Source organism: Pseudoalteromonas sp. AWH4_217 (assembly GCF_056161105.1).
This window is the reverse complement of sequence record NZ_JBSWYM010000021.1, coordinates 20,902-34,140: the sequence shown is the minus strand read 5'-3', so window position 1 is coordinate 34,140 and position 13,239 is coordinate 20,902. Positions and strand designations below refer to the sequence as shown.

Below are 13,239 nucleotides of genomic sequence, written 5' to 3'. Positions count from 1 at the left end.
GCTCACACAATTACGTATTAAAAAACTAATTTAGGTACGGTCTTTGCTTGATAATTCTGACGTACTTAAAGGAATTGTCTTATGAAAGTTACCCCCTTCACACAACAGTCTGCCACCGGGAACACAGCACATCCGAAACACAGCCAGGTACAATTAGATCAACAACGCCAGTTTACACAGCAGCTGTACAACGCCATGAATTCAGCCGGGCGAACACAATCCAGTGACGTTGCGATTTCCACGGATATCGATCCCGCTAATATTTCCGAGCAGGCCAGAACTTTCCACCAGATTGCGAAAGACAATGCCCAGAAATACGTAGATTTAAGCTTGCCAGAGAAACAACAGCACATCCAATTTTATCAGGAAACCATGCGAGAAATCATGGAGATGCCAATCCAAGTCAGCGTCGAGCCCGATGAAGTTAACGAGGCCTTGCTGTTCAATAATCTTGGCATAGACTTTATGGCTTACAAAGAACTCAAAGTCAGAATTGAAATGCTGGACCTCACAGAGCAGGAAATCAATGATGATAAGTCTCTTCCCTCTTATGAGAAAGACAAGCTAAAAGACAACATTGATGAGCTCAAAGCGAGGCTGGAAATGGCAATTGATGACCTGCTTGGAGATACACAAGACCCACAGCTGGCACCCGAATCGACCAAAACTCCCGACAATCTATTCTCCTAGTCTTAAGGGTCCGCGTCTGCAAACAACTCGCAACTCCTTGCCAGCAAACAGTGCAATCGCGCTCAGCATACTATACTGACACTATATTCATTTGCTGATCTTTGCCGACTTCTGCATCGGCCCGATAATAAGGTAGATTGCATGCACCAGTTACTACGTTTAGTCGCCTTATATCCACTAGTCGCCTTTAGTGCGGCTTATGATACACCCAATCTGGAGTGGGTAACCGAAGACTACCCGCCTTTTAACTACCATATCAATGGCGAGGTGGAGGGCTTATCCATCCGTATTCTGAATAGCATTTATCGGGATCTGGGTTGGACATTGGATAAAAGAGACATCATGCTGGTGCCCTGGCCCAGAGCCTATCGTATGGCCATGACCTCACCTAACACCTGCATTTTTTCTATAACATACACACGCGAGCGTGCGGAGCTATTTCAATTTATCGGCCCCTCGATTGATAATCAAGTAGCCATTATTGGTCATAAAGAAAATGCTTATCAGGTCGAGGACCTGAGCGACTTAAAGAACTACAAAATTGGCGTGGTGAAGAACGACATTGGCCACCAGCTGTTACGAAAGTCGAACATCGGACAGGATAATCTGGTCTTTCTGGCGTCTGGATTCGAGCTGGTACAAATGCTGAAATTAAAACGCATTGACTTAATTGCATACGGCGATATTATCGCACGATTTCAGTTTAAACGGGCAGGCATAGACCCGGCACACTACCGCGTGATATTGCCGCTTTCTCGTTCATATCTGGGCTTTGCCTGTAATAAGCAGGTAGAATCCCAGTGGGTTCAGAGTATGAATCAGGCGCTGCGACGCTTGCGAAGAAACGAGCCTGCATTGTTTTTACCGCAATCCTATTAATGCTTTACAGAGGGTTCAATGGCGCGTCTTGATTCACGGGTAGTCGTAGTTTTAGTCATCACTTTACTTTCCTTTTCAGGGACAGGACAGGCAGAGACTGAAAATACGCATCCTGACCTTGCTTCAGATCCAATATCCGTCTGTTTTGAACGCTGGCGCCCTTTTAGTTTTATTGATCAGGATGGCATTGCAAGAGGTCAGGAGGTCGACCTGATCAAAGCCGCAGCGCAAGCATTAAACCGGACAGTTGAGTTCAGCGAATTGCCCTTTAAACGGTGTGTTGCCAACGTTAAGTTTGGCAGTACAGACTTTTCTTTGCATGTCGACAAAACGGATGGATTAGCCATTTTTTCTGATACCACAACCTTTTGGCAACTCAGTCTCGCAGTGTCTGCTGCCAGGTTTCAAACTCTGGATGATTTTAAAACCATTAACACGCCCAGGATCATGCTGGCAACTGAATACCCCTACCCTAAGGCGGTATATCGAAAACTTGAAGCCCTTGACGCTCGGTTGGTCAGACGCTCTTATTATGAAGAAAACGACGAACACGCTAAAACCTTTTTTGATATCCTGACTACCAAGCGAGTCGATGCGATTTTAGTGGATAAGCAGTGGGCACAGCATATAATAGATAAGTTCGATCTGCCTGTGAATTTGCTGGCTCAGGAATTTCACCGTGAGCCTCAGTTTATCGGCTACCGGCACAGTAATGCGCACCTTGCACAACAACTGGAAGCCGCATTATCAGCACTACCAGAAGATGTCCGCACTACCATTAAAAACCAGTATAAATACTAGCAATACGCTACGGTCGGGCCAGTTTTATTAACCGCTCAACCACATCGTCAGCAACTTGCTTTAATATTGAAGCATCGTGCTCGTTAAACTCTCTGGGTTCACTGTCAATCAGGCATAAAGTCCCCATATTGCAACCGTTGGGATGACGTAAAGGACAGCCTGCATAAAAGCGGATACTGAGCCCATCGGTTACCAGAGGGTTGTCAAAAAAACGCTCGTCTTTTGTTGCATTATCAATAACAAACACGTCTTCCTGACAAATTGCATGACCACAAAACGAAATATCCCGAGAGGTCTGCTCGGCATCAAGTCCTACTCTGGACTTAAACCATTGCCTGTCACTGTCGACCAGACTAATAAGCGCAATAGGGACATTGAAAACATGGGCTGCAAATTCAGTGAGCCTGTCTAACTCTGCGTCAGGGAGGGTATCCAGCGCTTGCAAGTCGTGTAATGTTTGCAATCGCAGGGCTTCGTTATCCGGTAGTGGCGGACTTTTCATCCAAATCACCAATTAACAGATGGTTTATACACTATAGTTAAAAATGCCTAAACGTCTATATTAAGGAAAGCACACGTGCGAGTGCATGTCAGAATTGTTCTATGGTTAACAGTCGTTCTTGCCAGTTTAGTGATGCTTGATAGATTCGCTCGCGCCTATTTTTCAGCACATCATCAAGTGGCGGCAGCTCAGGAAAGCTTGCAAAACGTCCTTTATATTCAACAAATAAGCCATGCTATCTTTGCGCTCCAAAAAGAACGTGGCTATACCTTTGGGCTATCGGAGCGAGCCACCGGAGACACCCTGAACCAGCTCAATCAGTATCGTAATGCCAGTAATACCGCGCTGACCAGTATTGCAACTCAGGGTGCACAGAACCAAAACCTTATCTCGTCCCTTCCTAGTACCGCAGAGTTGATGAATCTCAGGGCGCTGTTTGACCAGCGCTTACTTACACGGGAACAGGCCATGACCCTGTACACAGCTAAAATTAACGCGCTACTGGATTTGTTCCTGGCCATTGAGCTGAAAATTGCTGCCGATAAGCCCAACAGCCAATTATATAGTTTAACGCTTGCCATTGAACAGGCAGGCAAACTCAGGGCACACACCTATGCCCTGCTTAACAACACCATCGACAGCCGGGCTAGCGCTATTTTTGAGCTGTCTACTTTGCACAACACACACCTTGCGCTGCTAAAGAATACCCCCTTTGATAGTGAGATTGCGCAACAAGTGAATACCCTGCTGGCACAGCCGCTTAACCAGACACTCGACAACCTTGTGATGCAAATTGAACGCACAGGCCAGAGCAGTTTCAATGCGCAGCAATGGTGGCAACAGAAAACCCAATTTCTTGAGCAACTGATCACAATAGTTAACACGCAATTGACTGAAAACAAAAACCGGCTCAGCACAGAGCTGGCATTGCACAACGCAGAAAAATCGGATGCTGTCATGCTGAGCCTGCTTTCGTTTGCTGCTCTGGTTGTTTCGAGCATTCTGCTATGGCGAGCGCTCGGGCGTACAGCCAGCCCAAAACGATATCAGACTCCGGTTAAGCTATCCCAGTTACTGCTACTGTTAGGCTTGATAGTCTCTTTTATCATGTCGGAGCACGATATCAGTCAGGGGGAGCTTAGTAACAGCCTCTACACCCGCTCGGCTAATGAACTCAGTAACAACCTGGCCTATTCGGTGATAGCCATCGATAACTTGTGGCTAACCCCGCTGACTGAACGCTTGCAAACGCTGAGCATCACCAAACAGCCTGTTTTTTCAAATGCGACGGGAACGGAGTACATCGGCAAGTTTACCGTTAAAGATAACGACCTGGTTGGGCTGTTTCCCGCGACTCTACCCGTACAACAGTTGCAACAGACGATCATTAATAGTATTGCCAGACAAGGTGAAAAGTCTCTCTCGCTTGCATTACTCACGGACAGTAATAACAAGTTGTATAGTGTATCAACCGCACCACAGACAAGTGCAACCGGACTATCTGATATCCTGCTGGTACTCGTTCAGCCCATCGATGATACGCTCGCTAAAATCCTCAAAATGCCGGTTGCCTATCAGGGGATCACTACACATTTGCTGTTCAATGACATTGTGATTGGGCGTAATGACCATAGCTCGGACTATAGCACTGCGATAAATCAAAATGGCCTGGAACTGGTCCATCGTAATTTCGCGCTTGGCTTTACTGTCAGAGCGACACAAGATCCCCAGCAGATTGAGCATTATATCAGTACCCTGCAACAAGAGTTTTCGGTTCAGCTGGTGTTGCTACTCACCCTGAGCCTGACCGCATTGGTGCTGGCGCACAGAGCACAAAACCGAATTATTGAGCAGCTTCAACATTCCGAAGGCCAGCTCGATAAAGAACGCCTGTTGTTATCCAATTCCGAGCAGATAATTGGCATGGGGAGCTGGGAGTGGCAAGAAGGTAGCCGCCAGGTATTACTGTCAAAGACACTTAAAACCATTCTCAATATTCAAAGCAGCGGAAAATATGCCTCATATAAAGAAGTATTGCGAAAACTCACACGTACAAGTCGGCAAGCCCTGTTCAAACATCTGCGTAATCAGACGCCGGATTCACAGCACCGTCTCACTTTGAATCTACGCGATGAGCAGGAGTCAGAAGTACAACTTGAGGTGATCATGACCTCTCATCAAAGCGATCAAACACTCCCACTGTGTGTAGTCGGGGTCGTGAGGGATATTTCAGAGCAAGTGGCGCAACAGCATAGACAACACAAGTACCAGGCATCGCTTAAAGCGGCACGCCAGGAAGCCCTGGACAGGATGAAAGAAGCCGAAACCCAGCGTCACGAGGTCCAGCAATTGTTACATCGAAACAGAGAAACCGAGAGCCTGCTGGAAGCCACGCTGGATAGTATCCCAGCCTTTATTTTGCTGCTGGACGGTGAAGCGAATATCCGTCTGATCAACCGTTTTTGGTACAAAAGCAAGCGCCTGAACTTAGAAGAAAGCGGGCTGTTCATCAACACTTTAATGCGTGTGGATGACAATTTAGTTGACGTAATTTCCTTATTACCGCTGTCCAATAAAAAACCTTTGCTGGAAGCGCTGTCAGCTGCCAAGACACGTGATCTATATTATAAAGATATGGAGATTTGCTATCAGCTTGATGGCTCGAAAATGTGGTTTGAGGTGATTTTAACTAACCTCATGTGTAACGATAAAAAGTATATGTTGCTTTATCAGCATGATATTACCCAACGCAAAAATGACGCAACCACCTTAGCCGATGCCAAAGAAACTGCCGAAGCCGCCAATAAAGCCAAATCCCGTTTCCTGGCAACAATGAGCCATGAGATCAGAACCCCGATGAACGGTGTAGTCGGCATGCTGGATATCTTATCCCAGTCAAGGCTGAGTGATGAGCAGCGCCACCTGACCTCAGTCGCTAAAAACTCAGCCATGATGCTGCTGAGAATCATCAACGACATACTCGACTTTTCGAAAATTGAAGCCGGTAAAATGGTCATTGAGCACACCCCCTTCAGCTGGCAAAACCTGACCAAAGAGCTGTGCGAACTAATGAGTCATCAGTGCCACGAAAAACGCATAAACCTGAATTTTTACTTTGACCCTTCTCTGGGCTACTGGCACGAGAGCGACCCAATTAGGATCCGCCAGATCTTACTTAACCTGGTGGGCAATGCGGTTAAGTTCACTAAAACATCCGCCAGTAAAATTGGTCATGTTGAGGTCTTCGTGTCTGCGGCCCCAGAACCCGGATACCTGGAGATCAGCGTCAAGGACAATGGCAAAGGCATGAGTGAAGAGCAAACTAAAGGTCTGTTTAAACCCTTCGTTCAGGCTGATGACAGTATTCAGAGAAAATATGGTGGCACCGGGCTTGGGCTGTCCATTACTATGCGGCTTTGTGAGCTTATGCAAGGCACTATTGTGTGTCATAGCCTGGAGGATGTCGGCAGTAACTTTATCGTTACGCTGCCTTTCTCTCCCAGCGCGACAGGCGATCATGAAATAGCAATTTCCTTTGAGGGTTTAACCGCCTATATCGTCTCTGACGATGATAAATTTGAACAAGACCTGGCACACAATCTCAGCGCACATGGCATGCAATGCCAGTTAATCAGCGATGAGGACCTCAATGCCTACTTGCTTGCCCGCCTAAGCGTTGACTACCTGATCATCACCAGCGAGAAATATCAGCACCTGGTGACCAATGGCCAGGATATTATTTCGACGAACAGCGAATTAAAGTGTCTGGTACTGGAACATGCCAGTTTCAATATGCCCACCGCAGAAGGCACCAACATATATGCGATAGAAAACAACCCATACTACGCCTTCAGGGTCATAGAAAAAATTGCCACGCTGGAAGGCCAGCTCAGTCCAGAGCCAGACATGAGTTCACTCCCTGGCGACGAACAGCTGCCGACTATAGAACAAGCACAACAAAAAAATGCCCTTATCTTAGTGATCGAAGACAATGTCTACAATCAGGATCTGTTTAAACGCCAGCTCGCTCTGCTGGGGCTGCAGTGCATTATTGCCGAGCATGGCGCCATAGCTCTGGAACTGATGCAGAAGTACCAATTCTCGTTGATCATCAGCGACTGCCATATGCCTGTGATGGATGGCTACACATTTGCAAAAACCTTTCGTGAACTCGAAGAACAAGGAAAGGTCCCCTGTCTGCCCATCATCGCTGCGACTGCGAATGCACTCAGTGGCGAGCGTGAAAAATGCATTAATGCCGGCATGGATGATTACATTTGCAAGCCCATTGTGTTGCATGCTTTGCGCAGCAAAATAGAACAGTGGTTGCATCAACCCAAAGCTGCGCAGCCAAAGGGCATAAACGGTCACACTGAATTAGATTCACATGCAGTGACTGGGGCGCCGCACCTTACTTTGCCAAACAATCAAACGTCAGGGAATGAACCAGACGAGACCAATACACGTATGGTGGACTTAAGTGTGCTGGAAAATTACGTGGGCACTGACAGAGGCATTCAAAAGCAGTTTTTACAAGGTTTTTTGGCAGATTCTCGCCCTCTGGTCGAGGGCTTAAATGCCACGGATGTGTCGCTTGGCACCATAAAGAACACGGCTCACCAATTAAAATCATCGGCAAAAGCAATTGGTGCTCAATCACTTGCCGATGAGTTTTACGCACTTGAGCAAGCTGCGAAAGCTGAAGACGTAGAACAGGTCCTGGTCTTGCAAAAGGTCTGTCACGAGAAGTTTAATGCCGCATGTGTGGAAATTGAAACTATACTTGGATAAAAAGTTAAGTCAGGCAAGTCGTAATCAGTGCCCAACATGCTCAAACCTTAAGGTCATTAAAAGGCGAGATGAATAATCTGATAAGAGTAATCGCAATCGATGACAACCAGTTAATCATTACCCAGCTGGAGTTGTTACTTAAACAAGTCGCCCGGGATGTCGACTACCATGGCTTTACCGCTGGGCGTAGCGCACTGGACTCAGGGCTTTGTGACTCTGCGTCTTTAATTTTTCTAGACCTGAATATGCCAGAAATTGATGGTATAGAGTTATTGCGCATTTTTGCCGATACCAAATTAACGACCCCTATCGTGCTACTTAGCGGCGAAGATAAAGACGTATTAGAAACCGCCAGCAATCTGGGGACCATGCATAACCTAAACATCATCTCCAATATCGACAAGCCCGTTTCTCTGGCACGATTGACCACCCTGCTTGAGTGTCTGGATCAACATCACAGAAAATCTCCAGTTCAGCCTGAGAAAAGCTATAACGCCAGCGATATCAGAGTTGGCCTTGACCGGCAGCAATTTAAAGCACATTACCAACCCAAGGTGTCGTTAGAATCGCTCAATGTGATTGGCATGGAGATCCTCGCTCGTTGGTACCATCCTTTTGATGGTCTGGTCCCGCCTGGAGACTTCATTCCTCAGCTCGAGCGTGCAGGGTATTCGGCTGAACTCGCACTGCAACTGCTTGCACAAACCCTGACACTGTATCGTGAGCACTATGAGCTGGTGAAATCTCTGAGTTTTAGCCTCAACCTTAGCGCTGGAGCACTGTACGACATTGAACTACCAAACAAACTCGCCAACGTGTGCGAACAATACTCAGTACCCCGCAAACAGATTATCCTGGAAATCACAGAAAGTCAGTTACTCGACAATTTGCCTCGCACGCTGGAAGTATTGCTCCGATTCCGGCTAAAAGGGTTTCCACTGTCGATTGACGATTTCGGCACTGGATTTTCAAGCTTTACACAATTAAATCAGGTCCCTTTCAGTGAACTCAAAATTGATCGTAGCTTTGTGCAAAATTGTGACACGGACAGTAAAAAGCAAGCAATTGTCTCTGCAACGTCTGATCTTGCAAAAAAACTGTCTTTGAAGACCGTCGCAGAAGGCATAGAGCAGGTGGGTGAACTAAACTATTTACGCCAATGCGGTATTGATGTTGCACAGGGGTTTTTATTTGCCAAGCCGTTGGCCACCGAAGCATTATTGAACTGGTTGGTGCACAATCTCGATAAACCTCTACTGGAGTGGGGAACATGAGTCAAAGCGCGATCCTGATTGATGATAATGCCCTGTTTTTAAATCTGCTTAGCAATCAATTAGCGACTCTGGGCGTGAAGGTATCTCAGGCCAGAGATAAGGAAGAGTTACTGGCACACCTTGAGTACGGCTGGTTTGACTGGGCCTTTATCGATGCGCACCTTGAAGACGGTGAGTGCGGGCTGCAACTGGCCAATATACTGCGAGAGCAACAGTCGCAGCATGAACAGACCTGCCAGCTGATAGGTATGTCTGGGGATGAAATCTGTGCCAGCCGATACGCCACCGTAGGCATAGATACTTACTTTGTTAAACCCATATCCTTGCATCAGCTCCAGGCACTGCTTGGGGCATCATCTAATCAAAAGTGAGGAATCATACATGCGCTCAGGGAAACGATAACTATGGTGGGAACTAATCCTGACCAAACTCAGCCCAAGGTCGTTATTGTTTGTGACAAAACAGATGAACTGACGGGGGTTATAGAAATTGTCGGCGCTCATACAAACGCATACCGCACAGTGTTTCACTGGCAAGAAACGACGGAGCTGATTGTTGAAAGCAGTCCGGCCATCATCATCATGGCTAAGGACACTGTCACCAGCAGTATAGAAACATACACGGAGCTGGCGAAGCAAGGATTACTCAATTATCCTCACAAAAACATCCTGCTGTGTGAAAATAAAGAGTCAGGCATTGCATTTAAATGCTGTATGAAAGACATTTTCAGTGACTATTTTATTCATAAACCCATGTACGAAAACTATCGCTTCAGGATGATTTTACACAACGCACTCAATGAAGTGTCAGGCAGTAAAAAAAGCTCTGAGTTACAGGAAGTTCATTTTGGAAAAATAGACAACAACCTGCGCGCTCTTATTGACGATGTGGCGCAATACCGAACCAGAACAGAGGAAAATTTTGCACATAATAGAGATAAGATTGCACAACAGCAATGCCATAACCAGGTACAAAAAAAGTTGTTAGAGCAGCTTAACCAACAACATATTAGTCCACTGATAGAGCAACTTGAGCATCAACTTGTTGAGAGTGTCGAGCTGCTAAAATCGCAACTCAAAAGCAAACAGGTCTCAATGGCTGAGCTGTTAGCCGTACTGAATGATAAAGGTGTCCCACGCAGCGTTGCAGCCGCTCAGGCACACCCTGCCCCCAGTCCTGCGGTCACAACGCCTACAGCGTCTGACGCGCCACCCAAAATGCATATTCTGGTCGTCGAAGACAACGAAATATATCGTGAAATGCTCCTCAAGATCCTTCATGAAGAACACCATACCACTGAATACGCTACCACGGGTCTGGAGGCTATTAAACTATTGAAAAAGCATAAATTTGATATGGTTTTTATGGACTTATTTATGCCTGAGCTGGATGGATACAATACCACGAAAAACATTCGTACCTTTAAGCACTGCAAAAAGCTTCCCATTATTGCCCTGTCGACTAACCGCAATAAAGACCTGATCCGTAAATGGGCAACGCTTGGACTGACTGGCTATATCACCAAACCCTCAACTAAGGTCACCATCCTAAAAGCCATCGACAAAGTGCATAACAGTTACAACCCTGCCCACTGAAATAACAAATAAACAACAACCCCCTTCGCTCTTTCGCCCTACACTTATTATTATGTGTACTGATTTGAATCAGAAGAGGTCGTTATGAGCAAAAATGTCGGGTTCATGTTTCTGTTCAGCTTAGTGCTGATAGCAATCACGGGTGTGATAATGCACTTCTACCCTCACCATGATGAGGTCAGTACCCGACAGATAGGCGCGATTGCTACACCACAGCCCAATCAGCTGTTGCGCTTTACTCCCCATATTTCAGAGGTTTCCAGACCACAAGATTCATTTAACTTTCCAATAGAGTTAGAAAAAACAGGCCCAACAACAAACCTGTATTCAGGGCCGAATCAGTATCCTTTCTTTTGCATGACCCAGGAGTCTGAGCTTGGGCAGCCGCTTGTAGACAATCAACAGGGCCTGGGTATACCTGTTTTTCAGGGAACAAAGGTCATCGGCTACAGCAAAGACTGCTCACTACCCACTCGGTTATTCTACTTCACTTTGACAATGCAAGACGGTAAGCATATTGCCACCAGGCTCGATGAAAACAGCGCCCGCTCACATGACTCATCCCCCTTGTTCAGAGTAGAGCAAGGGACAATTAACCGTTTTATTTATACCCTTGTCATGCCAATTTCCAATGAAGAAGTTGGGGAGCGTAGTAGCCATTCTAAATGGAACCAAAAGCTTATTTATCAGTTTAATGGGGGATCAGGGATTGGCTACCGCCAAGGCCGACAAAAGGCCTCCCGGGTAATGACTCGCCAGGCTCAGCAACTGCTGGACGGGTATGCGGTGATAAGCTCTAGTGGCAACAAAACCAGTTATACCTACAACATGTTGCTTGCAGAAGATACTGCCAGACGTGTCAAGCAGCAGTTTATTAGCCTATATGGTGAGCCTCTGTATACCGTGGGCATTGGCGGATCCGGAGGGGGACTGGCGCAGTACCTGATAGGACAAAATAGTACAGGGATTCTGGACGGGCTTATCCCACTGTACAGCTATCCCGACATGATCACACAAACCACCTATGCACTTGATTGTGATCTGCTCAATAACTACTTCACTTTCCGAGCACAGGACCCAAAAGCCTGGCGGGATTGGGAGCGTAGGCGGCAAATTGAGGGCCTCAATGCAATCAATGACTTTCCGCAAAAAGCCGGTTTTTTGCAACCTCTGAACCAGCTCATGGCTGGGTTCGTTCCGTCATTTCCGGATGGTAACAGTGAGTGCATTAATGGCTACTTTGGCCTGTCAGCATTCATTAATAATCCTCGACAAGGATTTTTAAGACCTTTTTTTTCTGATGACGTGATTGCACAAACTCGCTGGAGCTACTGGCAGGACCTGGTACATATTTTTGGCACAGATGAGCAAGGCTTTGGCAAAAGTACCTGGGATAATGTAGGCGTCCAGTATGGTCTGAATGCTCTGCGTGAGGGTCATATTAGTTTTGAGGAATTCATTCACATCAATCATCATATTGGCGGTTGGAAGCGCCAAGCAGACATGCGTCAGGAAGACATTGCGCTACCACTGGGCACCCGGATCCCTATCTGGCTAACACTCTGGGGAAACCATAACATAACAAATGCCTCTACAGGGCCTGCACGTCGTCATGAAGGTTCATTAGAGGCCATGGAACAAGCCTATCGATCAGGACAAGTATTTATTGGCAAAGTAAATTTGCCTATTATAGATGCGCGGCACTATCTGGAAAATGAGCTAGACATGCATCATATGTCTGCATCATTTTACAGCCGGGTGCGCATTGCAAAACATAATGGCCACAGTCAGAACCATGTTATCTGGGTTGCGCATAAAGACCACAACCCCACTACAGCTGCTTTTGCTGCCATGGACGCATGGTTACTCGAAATGAAAGCCAACCCACAGCTTGATGCTGCGTCGGCAAGACCAGCCTCTTTACAAGACGCGTGCTTCAATAAAGATGGCAGTATCTATGCAGCGGGTTCAGATGTCTTTGACGGACAGTGGAATAATAAACCACAGGGTAATTGTCAGAGTCGCTTTCCTATGTTCAGTACCAGTCGAATTCAGGCCGGTGGAGACTGGGGCGGAGATATGTTTAAGTGCCCACGGGTCAGTATTGAAACCGCCATCCAAAAAGGCTGGTATCTCCCGTTCGATGCTCGTCCCTACCAGGTATTACTGGAACAAACCTTTCCTGAAGGGGTATGTAACTACCAGAGCAAAGATATTGGGCGTCCGGCTGACCTGTAAACCCGCTTTACGAATGGTCAGGAGTCATTTAGAGTGGGCCAGAAAACAAAAGGAGCTCTAATGGAAGCTTTGTTCTCTTATGGCACGTTACAACAAGCGCAAGTACAACTCGACACGTTTGGTCGCCTGCTCAACGGACAGGCTGATGCGTTAGTCGGATATCGTGTTGGCCTGGTTAAGATTACTGACCCTGACGTATTGAAAAGTAGTGGTAAAGAACATCACCCTATTCTTATCTATACTGCCGATGAAGCAGATCAAGTAGAGGGAACTGTTTTTGCCATTTCCGAACAAGAATTACTACGCGCTGACAGCTATGAAGTAGACGACTACGTCAGGCAAAAGGTCGTATTGAAGTCGGGTGAATCCTGTTGGATCTATGCAGCCAGTGAAAAGGCTCACATTCTTGATGCGGTTACCATAGAATAACAGCTTGAAAAGGCTGTTATTCTATTTTCAGAAAAATGTG

The 13,239-nt window shown here is 46.5% G+C and carries 10 protein-coding genes; 9 read left to right on the top strand and 1 reads right to left on the bottom strand.

Annotated elements, in window-relative coordinates; genetic code table 11:
- Positions 1-81: 81 nt before the first annotated feature.
- The 3 genes from ACXAH1_RS20900 (at position 82) to ACXAH1_RS20890 (ending at position 2,370) form a co-directional block, all read left to right on the top strand.
- A complete protein-coding gene (locus ACXAH1_RS20900) occupies positions 82-690 on the top strand; it encodes a hypothetical protein (RefSeq protein WP_475199324.1) in 609 nt (202 codons plus the stop codon).
- Positions 691-831: 141 nt separating this feature from the next.
- Positions 832-1,569: a substrate-binding periplasmic protein gene (locus ACXAH1_RS20895; RefSeq protein ID WP_475199322.1), complete on the top strand. Its 738-nt coding sequence runs from the start codon at positions 832-834 to the stop codon at positions 1,567-1,569.
- Positions 1,570-1,587: 18 nt separating this feature from the next.
- Positions 1,588-2,370 (top strand): substrate-binding periplasmic protein, encoded by a 783-nt coding sequence (locus ACXAH1_RS20890; protein WP_475199320.1) that lies wholly within the window; start codon positions 1,588-1,590, stop codon positions 2,368-2,370.
- A gap of 7 nt (positions 2,371-2,377) precedes the next feature.
- Here ACXAH1_RS20890 and ACXAH1_RS20885 read toward each other — a convergent pair whose 3' ends face one another.
- Complete coding sequence (locus ACXAH1_RS20885; protein ID WP_138543599.1) at positions 2,378-2,872, bottom strand: GAF domain-containing protein; 495 nt, start codon at positions 2,870-2,872, stop codon at positions 2,378-2,380.
- A 75-nt stretch (positions 2,873-2,947) separates the two neighbouring features.
- On the opposite strand from ACXAH1_RS20885, the gene ACXAH1_RS20880 reads away from it, so the two are divergent.
- The 6 genes from ACXAH1_RS20880 (at position 2,948) to ACXAH1_RS20855 (ending at position 13,199) form a co-directional block, all read left to right on the top strand.
- The gene (locus tag ACXAH1_RS20880; protein WP_475199318.1) at positions 2,948-7,663 is read left to right on the top strand and encodes an ATP-binding protein; all 4,716 of its coding nucleotides are present in this window, start codon (positions 2,948-2,950) and stop codon (positions 7,661-7,663) included.
- A gap of 68 nt (positions 7,664-7,731) precedes the next feature.
- Complete coding sequence (locus ACXAH1_RS20875) at positions 7,732-8,937, top strand: EAL domain-containing response regulator (protein ID WP_475199316.1); 1,206 nt, start codon at positions 7,732-7,734, stop codon at positions 8,935-8,937.
- A complete protein-coding gene (locus tag ACXAH1_RS20870; RefSeq protein ID WP_475199315.1) occupies positions 8,934-9,308 on the top strand; it encodes a response regulator in 375 nt (124 codons plus the stop codon). Before ACXAH1_RS20875 ends, ACXAH1_RS20870 begins: the two co-directional genes overlap by 4 nt.
- A 33-nt stretch (positions 9,309-9,341) precedes the next feature.
- Positions 9,342-10,532 carry a response regulator gene (locus tag ACXAH1_RS20865; protein WP_475199314.1) on the top strand — a complete coding sequence of 397 codons (1,191 nt, stop codon included), beginning with the start codon at positions 9,342-9,344 and terminating at the stop codon, positions 10,530-10,532.
- 84 nt (positions 10,533-10,616) lie between these two features.
- Positions 10,617-12,770 (top strand): DUF6351 family protein, encoded by a 2,154-nt coding sequence (locus tag ACXAH1_RS20860; RefSeq protein WP_475199312.1) that lies wholly within the window; start codon positions 10,617-10,619, stop codon positions 12,768-12,770.
- A gap of 60 nt (positions 12,771-12,830) precedes the next feature.
- Entirely contained in the window at positions 12,831-13,199 is a 369-nt protein-coding gene (locus tag ACXAH1_RS20855) for a gamma-glutamylcyclotransferase family protein (protein ID WP_475199309.1), read from the top strand.
- The last annotated feature ends 40 nt before the right edge of the window (positions 13,200-13,239 follow it).